The sequence below is a fragment of the Thiocapsa sp. C2-2m genome, assembly GCF_041903745.1.
In the GTDB taxonomy this organism is placed as follows: domain Bacteria; phylum Pseudomonadota; class Gammaproteobacteria; order Chromatiales; family Chromatiaceae; genus Thiocapsa; species Thiocapsa roseilacustris.
Genome location: NZ_JBBWVD010000026.1, coordinates 1 through 12,976 on the forward strand (window position 1 = coordinate 1; position 12,976 = coordinate 12,976).

Annotated in this window: 12 protein-coding genes and 1 pseudogene; 4 read left to right on the forward strand and 9 right to left on the reverse strand. The window is 65.0% G+C overall.

Annotated elements, in window-relative coordinates; genetic code table 11:
• Window positions 1–148: 148 nt before the first annotated feature.
• The 4 genes and pseudogenes from AADX97_RS18990 (at window position 149) to AADX97_RS19005 (ending at window position 4,321) form a co-directional block, all read left to right on the forward strand.
• Window positions 149–2,257 (forward strand): VIT and VWA domain-containing protein, encoded by a 2,109-nt coding sequence (locus tag AADX97_RS18990; protein WP_374235370.1) that lies wholly within the window; start codon window positions 149–151, stop codon window positions 2,255–2,257.
• Window positions 2,258–2,416: 159 nt separating this feature from the next.
• Window positions 2,417–2,920, forward strand: a pseudogene (locus AADX97_RS18995) (rhomboid family intramembrane serine protease); the annotation flags it as partial.
• 69 nt (window positions 2,921–2,989) lie between these two features.
• Entirely contained in the window at window positions 2,990–3,406 is a 417-nt protein-coding gene (locus AADX97_RS19000; protein WP_374235378.1) for a YajD family HNH nuclease, read from the forward strand.
• A gap of 444 nt (window positions 3,407–3,850) precedes the next feature.
• Entirely contained in the window at window positions 3,851–4,321 is a 471-nt protein-coding gene (locus tag AADX97_RS19005; protein ID WP_374235369.1) for a universal stress protein, read from the forward strand.
• A gap of 172 nt (window positions 4,322–4,493) precedes the next feature.
• On the opposite strand, the gene AADX97_RS19010 is transcribed toward AADX97_RS19005, so the two are convergent.
• The 9 genes from AADX97_RS19010 to glyA form a co-directional block, all read right to left on the reverse strand.
• On the reverse strand, window positions 4,494–4,982 hold the full coding sequence (locus tag AADX97_RS19010) for a phosphatidylglycerophosphatase A (protein WP_374235377.1): 489 nt from the start codon (window positions 4,980–4,982) through the stop codon (window positions 4,494–4,496).
• Window positions 4,983–4,986: 4 nt separating this feature from the next.
• A complete protein-coding gene (thiL, locus tag AADX97_RS19015; RefSeq protein ID WP_374235368.1) occupies window positions 4,987–5,961 on the reverse strand; it encodes a thiamine-phosphate kinase in 975 nt (324 codons plus the stop codon).
• Between the two features lie 115 nt (window positions 5,962–6,076).
• Window positions 6,077–6,574 carry a transcription antitermination factor NusB gene (gene nusB / locus AADX97_RS19020; RefSeq protein ID WP_374235367.1) on the reverse strand — a complete coding sequence of 166 codons (498 nt, stop codon included), beginning with the start codon at window positions 6,572–6,574 and terminating at the stop codon, window positions 6,077–6,079.
• Window positions 6,574–7,044, reverse strand: a complete 471-nt coding sequence (gene ribE / locus AADX97_RS19025) for a 6,7-dimethyl-8-ribityllumazine synthase (RefSeq protein ID WP_093186992.1) — start codon at window positions 7,042–7,044, stop codon at window positions 6,574–6,576. The genes nusB and ribE overlap by 1 nt, the downstream gene beginning before the upstream one ends.
• 309 nt (window positions 7,045–7,353) lie before the next feature.
• Entirely contained in the window at window positions 7,354–8,499 is a 1,146-nt protein-coding gene (ribBA, locus tag AADX97_RS19030) for a bifunctional 3,4-dihydroxy-2-butanone-4-phosphate synthase/GTP cyclohydrolase II (RefSeq protein WP_374235366.1), read from the reverse strand.
• A 215-nt stretch (window positions 8,500–8,714) separates the two neighbouring features.
• The gene (locus AADX97_RS19035; RefSeq protein WP_374235365.1) at window positions 8,715–9,392 is read right to left on the reverse strand and encodes a riboflavin synthase; all 678 of its coding nucleotides are present in this window, start codon (window positions 9,390–9,392) and stop codon (window positions 8,715–8,717) included.
• Between the two features lie 335 nt (window positions 9,393–9,727).
• A complete protein-coding gene (ribD, locus tag AADX97_RS19040; protein WP_374235376.1) occupies window positions 9,728–10,855 on the reverse strand; it encodes a bifunctional diaminohydroxyphosphoribosylaminopyrimidine deaminase/5-amino-6-(5-phosphoribosylamino)uracil reductase RibD in 1,128 nt (375 codons plus the stop codon).
• A gap of 59 nt (window positions 10,856–10,914) precedes the next feature.
• Window positions 10,915–11,427 carry a transcriptional regulator NrdR gene (nrdR, locus tag AADX97_RS19045; RefSeq protein WP_374235364.1) on the reverse strand — a complete coding sequence of 171 codons (513 nt, stop codon included), beginning with the start codon at window positions 11,425–11,427 and terminating at the stop codon, window positions 10,915–10,917.
• Window positions 11,428–12,684, reverse strand: coding sequence for a serine hydroxymethyltransferase (gene glyA / locus AADX97_RS19050; RefSeq protein WP_374235363.1), 1,257 nt, complete (start codon window positions 12,682–12,684; stop codon window positions 11,428–11,430).
• Between the last annotated feature and the right edge of the window lie 292 nt (window positions 12,685–12,976).

Here is a 12,976-nt window from a genome sequence, read left to right on the forward strand (position 1 = left end):
CCGAACCCCGAACCCCGAACCCCGAAAAATAATATTTGAACATCGCTCAATTTTCGACTATATAAATAAACGACGTTCAAATAGGCCGGCAATTACGGCCTTTTCGAGGCGTCTTAATTGAACACCGTTCATATCATGGAGGTCTCTCATGTACGACGCATCTCGCCCGTTTGGAGCCATCGGCCGGACGCTCGCCGTCCTCTTGCTCACGACGTCGGTCGGTCAGGCCGCTGGGCTCTTGACCCCGAGCGACGGCTCACTGCCCGCCCTCTCGATCCGCGATCACCAGGTCGATGTCCTGGTTCAGGACGGCTATGCCGTCACGACCGTCGAGCAGGTCTTTCGCAATCCGCATGCCCGAGACCTCGAGGCGACCTACTCCTTCCCGGTGCCCGAGCAAGGCACGGTTGCGGAACTCACGGTCTGGATCGACGGCCAACCCGTGACCGGCGAGGTGCTTCCGAAGGAACACGCCGAAGAGGTCTACCAGAGCGAGCGCGCCGCCGGGCGGGACGCCGGGATCGCCGTCAAGGACGCCTATCGGACCTTCGACATCCGCGTCGCACCGGTGCGGGCCGGGCAAGACACGCGCGTTCGGTTCGTTTATCTGCAACCGATCGGCATCGATCACGGGATCGGGCGCTATGTGTATCCGCTTGAAGAGGGCGGTGTGGACGAGGCCAAGCTCGCCTTTTGGACGGCGAGCACCGAGGTACAGGATCGCTTCCGCTTCGATCTGCGCCTGCGCTCGGGCTATCCGGTCGAGGCGGTGCGGATGCCGAACGCAAGCGATGCGCGAATCGCGAAGCTCGACGCGCAGCGCTGGGATCTGCACCTGAGCAACGCCGACCTGGATGCCGTCGCCGACGGCGATTCCGACGAGCCGACCAGGTCGACGGAGTCCGGTGTCCCCGGCGCCGCGACACAACCCTATCGCCTGGACAAGGACCTGGTTGTCTACTGGCGCCTCGCGCAGGATCTGCCCGGCAGCCTCGATCTCGTGACCTACAAACCGGATCCCGCCGGTCGCGGTACCTTCCTGCTGACCATCACCCCCGGCGATGACCTTCAGCCGATCAGTCAAGGCGCGGACTGGGTCTTCGTGCTCGATCTCTCGGGCTCGATGCAGGGCAAATACGGCACCCTTGCCGAAGGCGTCAGACAGGCGCTCGGCAAGCTCCGTCCGGACGACCGTTTCCGCATCGTCACCTTCAACAACAGCGCGCGCGAGTTGACCCGCGACTATGTCCCGGCGACGGCCGAGAGCGTGCGCGAATGGGCCGATCGGGTCGCCGCCGAGCAGCCCAACGGCGGTACCGACCTCTACTCCGGCCTCAAGCTCGGCCTGGATCGGGTCGACGCGGACCGCAGCAGCGGCATCGTCCTGGTGACCGACGGTGTCGCGAACGTCGGCGAGACCGAGCAGCGTCACTTTCTCCGGCTGATCGAGCAGAAAGATGTGCGGCTCTTCACCTTCATCATGGGAAACAGCGCCAACCGGCCACTCCTGGAGGCGCTCACGCAGGCGTCCGACGGCTTCGCCCGCTCGGTCTCCAACGCCGACGACATCGTGGGCGAGATCCTCGCCGCCTCCAGCAAGCTAACCCACGCCGCCCTGCACGGCATCCGGCTCGAGATCGACGGTGTGCGGGTGACGGATCTCACCCCGACGCGCCCCGGCTCTCTCTATCGCGGCCAGCAGCTGATGTTCCTCGGCCACTACTGGGGCGACGGCGAGGCGAGCCTGACCCTGAGCGGTCGCCTCTCGGGCGCCGAGACCCAATACCTCGGGCGTTTCGCCTTCCCGGCCCAATCGACCGACAACCCCGAGCTGGAGCGCCTCTGGGCCTATGACCGAATCCGCGAGATGGAGCGCGAGATCGAGAACTTCGGCCCGGACGCCGACATGGAAGACGCCGTCCGCGACCTGGGCGTCGCCTACGGACTGGTCACCGACCGCACCAGCATGGTCGTCCTGCGCGAAGAGGTCTTCGAGCAGCTCGGCATCGAGCGCCTGAACGCGACCCGCAGCGATCTGGAGCGTGCCGCACGCGAGCAACGCACCCAACAGGCCCCGACGAGCCCGCGGGTCGACCAAGCCGAGCCCATGTTTACGGGCAATCGGGCGACCCATGCCGGGGGCGGATCCGGCGGCGGTGCAGGCGCCCTCTCCCTTTGGGAGGTCGCACTGATGCTCCTCGGTGTCGCCGCAATCCTCCTGATCCGCGCTCGAGCCGGTCGGCGCTCAGCCGCGTAGACGGAGGTGCGTAGGTCGGATCAGCGCGGCGTCACCCGGCATTCCCTGGCGCAACGTCGGGTTACGGCGCGCTTAAGCCTCGGAGGAGGTTTGGGAGCTCATTTCATGCGCGCCCAACCCGACCTACGGGGTCTTGGAGCCACTCTCATGACAACCAACATGCCCTGGACGCTCACCCTCGCCCTCGCGGCGGTCGGCCTCTATCTGCTTCTCGGTCCGGTTCCGGACGGCCTGATCCTGGACCGATCCATCCCGCTCTGGGCCGCGCCCTGGCGTCCCTTCACGGCCCATCTCGCACACAGCGACCCGGCGCATCTCCTCCTGGATGTCGCCGGTCTCCTGCTGGTCGGTTGGTTGTACGAGCCGATGCTGCGGGGCCCCATGAGCGCGTGGCTGGCGCTGGGCATGCCCTCCGTCGTCGGGGCGGTCATGCTGCTGGAGCCCGGCGTCACTGCCTATTGCGGACTCTCCGGCATCGTCAATCTGATCGTCGGCGCCGGACTGGTCGCGGCCTGGCGGACAACACCGAGCGACCCTCCCCCGATCCTCTTCGCCCTCGCCGTCTCGGCCAAGATCCTGCTGGAGTGTCTCACCGGTCAGGCGCTCTTCAGCGAGACCGCCTGGGCGCCGGTGCACAGCGCCCACGCGGCCGGTTTTCTGATCGGGATCATGTTGGAAGCGTCAAGACCCGATAAGATTGCCGGCATCGTCAATCCACAAGAGGACACCTCGATGACCTCGAGCAGCGGTCCGCGTCACGCCAAGACCGGCAAGCCCATCAACAGCGCCAAGCTCGACCGCGTGGTCTCCGACGCCCGCAAGGCCAGCGACGAGCGCGCCGCCGGCTATCGCGAGCAGGCACTGAAACTCTACGAGTGGGTCTGCGGCCGGTGCGCACGCACCTTCACCCGCGAAAACCTGCGTGAGCTGACCGTCCACCATAAGGACATGAACCACGACAACAATCCGCCCGACGGCAGCAACTGGGAGCTGCTCTGCGTCTACTGTCACGACAACGAGCACCAGAAGTACGAGGAGCACCTGGCCTCTCTAGCCGGCGGTCGAGTCCCCAAGCCGGGCGTGGTCGGAAAACAGACGACACACAACCCCTTTGAAGGGTTGGCCGATCTGCTCAAGAAAGACAGCTAAACCGCGCCAAGTGTGATCCGTTAAGCCTCGTACAAGAGCAGGCTCACCGGAAACCAACGGGCGCGGGAGCGGGCGCGGTTTAGGTTTTTCATTGATCCAGTGAGTGAGAGTGCGCATGGAAGACGTGTTCGTCGCTCCGGCCGATGCCTCTCGTGGCGCCGAGCGCCACGGGGCATGCGTGACACCGCGGAGCGGATGTCACGAGTCCCTGATGGATTGGGTGGACGATGCTCGCTCGAAACCCCGCGCAGTCACGAGCCCGGATCGACGCCGCACGGACCTGGTGACATCTTAAAAGCCGATTACACTTGAAGAGGATCTTCAATCACCTAAACCGCATCGGCTCCGACGTGCCTGATCCGCGTCGAGCCGGCCAAAGAGCGGCGCCGGCTCATGTCACTGCAGGACACGGTTTAGGTTTAGCTACAGCCAGCGAGGTTTGCGATGGACACCCACGACTATCAACGCCTGTTGCTCGCGGTGGATTTCGAGAAGGAGAGCGAGCCGGTCGTCGCACGCGCGCAGCGGCTCACGTCATTGCTGGGTGCTCGGCTCTTTCTGCTCCACGTGGTCGAGCACGTCCCGCCGACAATGGAGTACATGCCGGTCGGTTATGCCGGTGATGTCGCTGTTCCGGAGAACCTGGACCTGGAAGAGGAGCTGCTCGCGGTCGCCCGGCGGGAGCTCGACATCTTGGGTGAACGCATGGATGTGCCCATCGCGGATCGCTTGGTGCGTGTCGGCCCAACCGGGCGGACGATCGACGAGGTTGCCGGCGAGCTCGGAATCGACCTTGTCGTGATCGGGAGCCGTGGACGGCATGGGTTTTTGGGGCTCTTCGGTTCCACTGCCCGCGCCGTTCTGCGCAACCCGACCTGCGACGTGCTGTGCGTAAAGATCGACGAGGCCGGCTAAACCGCGGCCGGGGTCCTTTGCAAGCTCCTCGAGTTCGGACCTCGGGTGAATCCAGATCCGTCGGCGCTGCCTCGGGTTAGGACCGTAGGTTGTGCCGAGCCGTGCGAGGCACAACCAACCGTCGCCGGATGTTGTGCTTCCTATCGTCAGCACAACCTACAGACGGTGCCGATCAGATCGGCATCCACGCGGCGGCTAGGGCGATGACGATGGCGGCCATCGCCCCGGCGATCAGGTCGTCGAGCATGATGCCGAGGCCGCCGGGCACCTTCCGGTCCGCCACCCGCACGGGCCAGGGTTTCCAGATATCGAAGAGCCGGAAGAGTGCAAAGCCGGCGAAAATCCAGAGCCATCCGGCCGGTGCAGCGACCATGGTCAGGAGGAAGCCGACCCATTCGTCCCAGACGATTGCGGAGGGGTCTTTGGAGTCCAGATCGCGTGCCGTGCGCTCGCAGGCCCAGATCCCGACGAGCGTGAAGAGAACCAGCAGGCCGACATAGAACGGCCAGGTCAGCGGGCTCAGGAGCAAATAGAGCGGAATCGCCGCGAGCGTGCCGACGGTTCCGGGCGCGCGCGGCGACAATCCCGAGCCGAAGCCGAAGGCGATCCAATGATGGAGTCGTCGCGGATTGAAGCCGGACGTGAAGCCACTTTGGGGCATGCCGTCAGGTGTTGTTCGAGAAGTGGTCATAACCGGCACTCGAAAGGCTTGTCGGGGTACCGTCCGGTCCCTTCAGGAACAATCCGGGCTGCGCACGGATGAGGCCGACGGCGGTCAGCGCACAGCCGAGCCCCGCCGCCATCGATGCGATCAGCGACGCCTGCTCGGGCGGCGCGCAGAAACACAGCTCGTAATCGTCGCCGCTCGACAGCGACAGCGACCAATCACCCTCGGATGCGATCCGGCTTGCCACGGCGGGAGACAGGGGCAAGGCCGTGAGATCCAGCTCAGCCCCGACATGGGATGCCGCGAGGATGTGGCCGAGGTCCCCGGCCAGACCATCGGAGAGATCGATCATGGCCGTGGCGATCCCGCGCAGGGCGCACCCGAGTGCGACGCGCGGATCCGGGCGTTCCAGTCGCGCACGCAGAGCCGGATCGATTGGACCGCCCTCGCGCATGCGCCGGAGCGCCAGCCCGGCATCGCCCAGCGTCCCGCTGACCCAAACGATGTCGCCGGGGCGAGCGCCGTCGCGCCGCACGGCCGCTCCGGAGCGCACCAGACCGTGGACCTGCACGGTCACGCTCAAGGGACCGCGCGTGGTATCGCCGCCCACCAAACGGACCCCGTAGGCTCGGGCCAGGTCGCCGAAGCCGCGGGCGAATGCCGCGAGCCAGTCGTCGTCGCGCTCGGGCAGGGTCAAGGCCAAGGTTGCCCAAGCGGGTGAGGCGCCCATCGCGGCCAGATCGCTGAGCCCGACGGCCAGGGACTTGTGTCCGAGGGCCTCGGCATCGCAGTCGTGAAAGAAGTGGACCCCGGCGACCAGTGTGTCGATGCTGACCGCCAGGCTCAGGCCGGCCGGGACCTCAAGCAAGGCACAGTCGTCGCCGACGCCGAGCAGGACGTCGGCACGGGGCGGGCCGAGATCGGCAAAGAAGCGGCCGATCAGGTCGAATTCGGATCGCGATCCTTCATCCATCGGCCATGTCCACAGATCGGGTCGGCGCAGCTTCGCCCGACTTCCCTCGGCGCAATAGCGAATGATCGTGCGGGCCCAGCCGGCGCCGTGAACAGCCCTGCGGCATCAAGCGCGCCTAGATCGGCCGACCCGACGTCGCCGCATGGGTGCGCGCGACCTTATCGAGCACACCGTTGACGTACTTATGCCCTTCGTGCGCGCCAAGCAGCTTGGTCAGCTCGACCGCCTCGTTGATGGCGACACGATCCGGAATGGAGTCGGAGAAGAGAATCTCGAAGGCACCCAGACGAAGGATCGCGAGCTCCACCGGATCGACCTGGCTGATAGGTCGGTCGAGGACTCGGTCGAGCTGCGCATCGATCTCCGTAACATGGATCGGAACGCCCGTGAGCAGTTGATCCAACAGCTCCATGTTGAAGTTGAACCGCTCCTTGGCATCGGGCGGAGCGTCGTCGTCCTCGGCCCCGTTCAGCGAGCCGGCGACGGCATCGAGCCACTCGGGGTCATCGAGGAGATGGCGCTTGATCTCCATCGGGTCTTCGCCGGTCAGCCGCCATTGATAGAGCGCCAAAGCGGCATAGCGGCGTGACTGGCTGCGGGGATTGATCGTCATCAATCGAGCTGCCGCAAGAGGTCGACCATCTCGATGGCGGACATGGCCGCCTCCGCGCCCTTGTTGCCGGCCTTGGTGCCGGCGCGCTCGATCGCCTGCTCGATGGTGTCGACGGTGAGGACGCCGAAGGCGACCGGGATGGCGTATTTGAGGCTGACCTGGGCCATGCCTTTGACGCATTCGCCGGCGACGTACTCGAAGTGTGGCGTGCCGCCGCGGATGACGGCGCCGAGCGCCAGAATGGCGTCGAAGCTGCCCTTGGCGGCGATACGCTCGATGGTCACCGGCATCTCGAAGGCGCCGGGCACGCGCACGATCGTCAGCGCATCATCCGTCGCACCGTGGCGCTTGAGCGTGTCGATGGCGCCTTTTTCGAGCGCCTCGACCACAAAACTGTTCCAGCGCGACACCACCAGGCAGAAGCGCGCATTGTCGGCGCGCATGGCGCCCTCGATCGTCTTGATACTCATCGGTTGGCTCGTCTCGATGTGAACCGCAAAGGCGCAAAACGCGCGAAGGGGGTTTCAGACCGAAGTCTCGGAAGCTCTTTTCACGGACGCGGTGATGGACCGTCGGGCGGCAACACCTCGCCATCCTTTACGACCTAGGGAACTGTTCAACATTGAGTCAGACAACGCGACGGTAGAGTACATGTGACACGCTTGTCGTTGTCCTTGTTGTCCTTGTTGTCCTTGTTGTCCTTGTTGTCCTTGTTGTCCTTGTTGTCCTTGTTGTCGTTGTCGTCCCGATTACGACAACGACAACGACAACGATTAGGCTCAGGTGGCGACACCATCTTCGTGCTTCCCGCCGGTGTATTCGACAACCTCCAGATCAAAGCCCGAGATGGCGTGCATCGCTTTGGGCGCACTCATGACGCGCATCTTGCGCACGCCGATATCCGAGAGGATCTGGGCGCCGATTCCGTAGGTCCGCAGGGCATTGCGATCCTGGCGGCGGGAGGGCACCACGTCATCCTCGTCGTGGAGCTGGAAGTCCTTCAGACGCGCCAAGAGGTCGGCGGCGCTGTCGCGGTTGCGCAGCACCACGATCACGCCCTCGCCCTCCGCCGCAACCTGTCGCATCACGTCCTGCAGCGGCCAACCGCAGGCGTTGTGACGCGTGCCGAAGAGGTCGCAGAGGGTGTTTTGCAGGTGCACCCGGACCAGGGTCGGACGCTCCGCGCTGATCTCCCCGAGGGTCAAGGCCAGATGGATCTCGTTGTCGATACTATCCCGGTAGGCCACCAGGCGGAAGATGCCGTGATCCGTACGCAGCTCGCACTCGCACTCGCGCAGGACCGCCTTCTCATGGCGAACCCGATAGTGGATGAGGTCCGCGATGGTGCCGATCTTCAGCCCGTGTGCCTCGGCGAAGGCTTCGAGATCCGGCCGGCGCGCCATCGAGCCGTCCTCGTTCAGGATCTCGACAATCACGGCGGCAGGACTGTAACCGGCAAGTCGGGCAAGGTCGCATCCGGCCTCGGTATGGCCGGCCCGCACCAACACCCCGCCGGGTTGGGCCATAAGCGGAAAGATATGTCCGGGCTGGACCAGATCCTTCGGCTGCGCGCCCGGCGCGACCGCCGCCTGGATGGTCGTGGCCCGGTCGGCCGCCGAGATACCGGTCGTGACGCCGCGGGCCGCCTCGATGGAAACGGTGAAGGCGGTCGAATGGGCGGCCTGATTGTCGCTGACCATCATGGGCAGGCGCAGGCGTTCGCAGTGCTCCTTGCTCAGGGTCAGGCAGATGAGACCGCGCCCGTATTTGGCCATGAAGTTCACGGCCTCCGGGGTCACGCGATCGGCCGCCATGAGCAGATCGCCCTCGTTCTCACGATCCTCGTCGTCCATGATCACGACCATCCGCCCCGCACGGAGTTCTTCGATGATCTCTTCGGTACTGTGGAGGCCTGAATTACCCATGACTGACACGTCGTCCGAGCGAAAAGCCGATTAGTCTAACCCTAAACGTTGGATGGGTAGAGCGCAGCGAAACCCATCCTCCCGCTCCAACGCCGAGAACAAATCGCGTCGAAACACATCACTTAAGCTCCGGCAACACCGCGTGGCTGACCCGAGATGCCGAGGTTTGGAGGATGGGTTTCGCTGCGCTCTACCCACCCTACGGCAAATGTCGGTCATCCGTCGCCGGATCTCGCAAAACCATGCTGCGCGAGAAACTCCATGGTTAATACCGGCTTCGCCGGACCGCTCTCGGCCGCGGCATCGCCCAGCAGCAGCCGCTCCAGATAGCGCGCAATCAGGTCCACCTCGAGGTTGACCCGGGTGCCGCTGCGGTAGCCGCCGATAATCGTCTCGGTCAGCGTATGGGGCACGATATTGAGCTCGAAGACGGCGCCGTCCACCTGATTGACCGTCAAGCTGGTGCCGTCGACACAGATCGAGCCCTTGGGTGCGATATAGCGCGCCAGCTCCGCCGGGGCCTGGATGCGCAGCCGCCAAGACCGCGCATCCTCGCGCTGCTCGATGATCTCCCCGACACCGTCGACATGACCGCTGACCAGGTGTCCGCCGAGCGGGGTCGCCAAGGTGAGGGCCGGCTCCAGATTGACCGGACTGCCGGGCGCGAGTGTGCCGAGCGTCGTGAGGGACAGGGTCTCGCGCGACACATCCGCAGCGAAGCCGCGCCCCGTCAACTCGACCGCCGTCAAACAGATGCCGTTGACCGCGATGCTGTCGCCGAGCGACGCGTGCGTAAGATCGAGCTTCCCGGCATCGATCGAGAGGCGCACGTCGCCGCCCCGCGGCTCAAGCCGCCCGATGCGGCCGATGGATTGGATGATTCCGGTGAACATGGGAGTGGTGTGTGGCTAGTGGCTAGTGGCTAGTGGCTAGTGGTGAGTGACGACTGGTTGATTGGTGGAAACGAATTCTTTAGCAGTGATCTAAACCGCGCCCGGTGCGGTATGCGTACTATGTGGGAGTGGATTGGCCGCGCCAGCTTCGACGACTTTCGGAGCTGGCGCGGTTTAAAGTTAAAAAATCTTAAATTTTAAACCGCGTCTCACCGAGATCGAGGGCATCTCCAAAGCCAAACGCAAAACGCAAATGACGCATGTCGCTCTGGACGCGGTTTAGCGACATGGAATCCGAAAATTGGCGCGTATTGCGTCTAACCTGCCACTCACCACTAATCACGATCACTTGGCGCGCGAGCGCTGCCGGTCGGATCCAAGCGGGCGGTGATGCGAAGATCTCGGCCGACGGCGCGCACCTCGGTGATCGCGAGCGGGATGCGATCGCGGATCCGATCGAGTCCCGGCAGTGTGAACAAACCGCGTCCGGCATCGCCCATGAGGTGCGGAGCGAGGTAGATCAGGATCTCGTCGACCAGACCTGCCGAGACCGCGGCCCCGGCGAGGGTCGGTCCGGCCTCCAGGAGCACCTCGTTGATCTCGCGGCGGCCCAGCTCCTTCAGAAGCGCGCCGAGATCGACCTGCGCCGGGTCACCGGGACAGCGATAGACCTCGGCACCTGCGCCCTTCAGCTCGGCCATCCGTACCGCGTCATCGACTGCGCCGACGATCAGGGTCATCCCGGGCAGGGTCAGGATGCGGGCGCTCGGCGGCGTGCGCCAGCGGCTGTCGACCACCACTCGCAGCGGCTGGCGGATCGCCTCGCCGGGACACATCCCGGGCAAATCCTCTGCACCGAGCCGAACATTCAGACTCGGATCGTCCGCCAACAGTGTCCCGATCCCGGTGAGGATCGCCGAGCTGCCGGCGCGGAGGCGTTGCACGTCGCGGCGTGCTGCCTTGCTCGTGATCCAGTGACTCTCGCCGCTCGCCATCGCGGTCCGTCCGTCCAGGCTCGCCGCAAGCTTGCAGCGCACATAAGGACGGCCCTGCTCCATCCGTTTGATGAAGCCCGGGTTGAGCGCACGCGCCTCGGCCTCGAGCAGGCCGGTCTCGACCGCGACACCGGCTTCGGCAAGCAGTCGCAAACCCCGCCCGGCGACCAGCGGGTTCGGGTCGACCATCGCGCAGACGACCCGTGCGACTCCGGCCTCCAGCAGCCCGTCGGTACAGGGCGGCGTGCGACCTTGATGACAACAGGGCTCCAGCGTCACATAGGCGGTCGCGCCGCGTGCGTACTCGCCTGCCTCGGTTAAGGCATGGCGCTCGGCATGCGGCTCGCCGGCGCGCCGATGCAAGCCCTCGCCGACGATCCGACCGTCTCGGACGATCAGGCAGCCAACACGCGGATTGGGGTCGGTCGTAAAACGCCCGAGCTCGGCGAGCTGAACGGCCCGTGCCATAAAGGCCCGGTCGGCGCACGCCACCGCCGCCCCTCTCGGCTCGACTTCAGGGCCCGCAATCAAGGCTTGAGCTCCAGCTCCTGAAGAAGATCCAACTGCTGGCGCTTCGCCTCGGGCGTCGGCTGCTGCTCCAGCCGCTCGATCTCCTCGCGGAAGGCGGCGACGTCCTCGAACTTGCGATACACCGAGGCGAAACGCACGTAGGCGACCTGATCGAGCTGGCGCAGCTCCTCCATCACCAGCTCGCCGATGCGCAGGGCCGGGACCTCGCTCTCCCCGCTCGACATCAGCTTGCGCTGGATCCGCCACATGGCGCTGTCGATCTCGTCGGTGCTCACCGGCCGTTTCTCAAGCGCGCGCAACATCCCGGAGCGCAGCTTGCGCCCGTCGAAGGGCGCACGGCTGCCGTCGCGCTTGACAACCCGCGGCAGATTCAGCTCGGCCGTTTCGAAGGTCGTGAAGCGCTCGTGACAGACGACGCACTTGCGCCGTCGGCGCACCTGGTCGCCCTCACCGGAAAGACGCGAGTCCACCACCTTGGTGTCCTGGGCGCCGCAAAAGGGGCAGCGCATTCAACGCTCGTAGACGGGAAAGCGTGTGCAGAGCGCCAGCACCTTGGTCTTGACCGCATCGATGGTCGCCTGATCGCCGCGCGCATCGATCAGATCGCACATCCAGCCGGCCAGATCGCGCGCCTCGTCGGTCCCGAATCCGCGCGTGGTGATGGCCGGCGTACCGACACGGATGCCGCTGGTGACGAAAGGCGATTGCGGATCGTTGGGCACCGCGTTTTTGTTGACCGTGATGTTGGCCGCGCCCAACCAGGCATCGACATCCTTGCCGGTGAGACCCTGCTCGATGAAGCTGACCAGGAAGAGATGATCGTTCGTGCCGCCCGAGACCACGTCGTAGCCGCGCGAGAGGAAGACCTCGGCCATCGTCTGGGCGTTCAACAGGACCTGCTGCTGATAGATCCTGAAGCTCGGCTCCAACGCCTCCTTGAAGGCCACCGCCTTGGCGGCGATCACATGCATGAGTGGGCCACCCTGGGTACCGGGGAAGACCAGCGAGTTGAACCTCTTCTCCAGCTCGGGGTTGGCCTTGGCCAGGATCAGGCCGCCGCGCGGTCCGCGCAGGGTCTTGTGCGTGGTCGTCGTGGTGACGTCGGCGATCTGCACCGGGCTCGGGTAGACGCCGGCAGCGACCAGACCGGCGACATGCGCCATGTCGACCATCAGGTAGGCGCCGACGGCATCGGCGATGGTCCGGAAGCGCGCCCAGTCGACGATCCGCGAGTAGGCCGAAAAGCCGGCAATGATCATCTTCGGGCGATGCTCATTGGCCAGACGCTCGACCTCGGCGTAGTCGATCTCGCCGGTCGCCGGATCCAGACCGTACTGGATCGCGTTGTAGAGCTTGCCCGAGAAGTTCGGCTTGGCACCGTGGGTCAGGTGACCGCCGTGCGCCAGGCTCATGCCGAGCACCGTGTCGCCGGGCTCGCACAGGGCCATGAAGACCGCGGCGTTGGCCTGGGAGCCGGAATGCGGCTGGACGTTGGCATAGTCGGCGCCGAACAACAGTTTGGCGCGATCGATCGCCAACTGCTCGGCCACGTCGACATACTCGCAACCGCCGTAGTAGCGCTTGCCCGGATAACCCTCGGCATACTTATTGGTCAGTACGCTGCCCTGAGCCGCCAAGACACGCGGGCTCGCGTAGTTCTCGGAGGCAATGAGCTCGACGTGCTCCTCCTGACGACGCTCCTCGTTCTGGATCGCACCCCAGAGCTCGGGATCATAGTCGCTGATCTGCATGCTTTTCTCGAACATCGTTGATTCCCCCGGCGGCGCAAAGCCGTACAGTGTATCGATTTTTCAGTCCCGCGTCGCTATCCGGTCCGCGCAGATCCGAAGAGGTGAGGGAGATCGTGAGGATTGGCAATCCCGCGGGGAGACGGGTTTGAAGGGAATCGGTCTCGCTCGGAGCGAGAACCGCCCCCGGGATCGTCGATCTCTTAAACCGCGCAGGCTCCAACGGTCGTCAAGTCTGCCGGGGCCGATCCCATCCAAAAATATCGCATATCGCGCCGGGCGCGGTTTAAACCGAATCGAGCGAGACGCG

Coding starts and splice junctions, on each gene's coding strand:
- AADX97_RS18990 (WP_374235370.1), top strand. CDS start 149: ATGTACGACGCATCTCGCCCGTTTGGAGCCATCGGCCGGACGCTCGCC.
- AADX97_RS19000 (WP_374235378.1), top strand. CDS start 2,990: ATGACCTCGAGCAGCGGTCCGCGTCACGCCAAGACCGGCAAGCCCATC.
- AADX97_RS19005 (WP_374235369.1), top strand. CDS start 3,851: ATGGACACCCACGACTATCAACGCCTGTTGCTCGCGGTGGATTTCGAG.
- AADX97_RS19010 (WP_374235377.1), bottom strand. CDS start 4,982: ATGCCCCAAAGTGGCTTCACGTCCGGCTTCAATCCGCGACGACTCCAT.
- thiL (WP_374235368.1), bottom strand. CDS start 5,961: ATGGATGAAGGATCGCGATCCGAATTCGACCTGATCGGCCGCTTCTTT.
- nusB (WP_374235367.1), bottom strand. CDS start 6,574: ATGACGATCAATCCCCGCAGCCAGTCACGCCGCTATGCCGCTTTGGCG.
- ribE (WP_093186992.1), bottom strand. CDS start 7,044: ATGAGTATCAAGACGATCGAGGGCGCCATGCGCGCCGACAATGCGCGC.
- ribBA (WP_374235366.1), bottom strand. CDS start 8,499: ATGGGTAATTCAGGCCTCCACAGTACCGAAGAGATCATCGAAGAACTC.
- AADX97_RS19035 (WP_374235365.1), bottom strand. CDS start 9,392: ATGTTCACCGGAATCATCCAATCCATCGGCCGCATCGGGCGGCTTGAG.
- ribD (WP_374235376.1), bottom strand. CDS start 10,855: ATGGCACGGGCCGTTCAGCTCGCCGAGCTCGGGCGTTTTACGACCGAC.
- nrdR (WP_374235364.1), bottom strand. CDS start 11,427: ATGCGCTGCCCCTTTTGCGGCGCCCAGGACACCAAGGTGGTGGACTCG.
- glyA (WP_374235363.1), bottom strand. CDS start 12,684: ATGTTCGAGAAAAGCATGCAGATCAGCGACTATGATCCCGAGCTCTGG.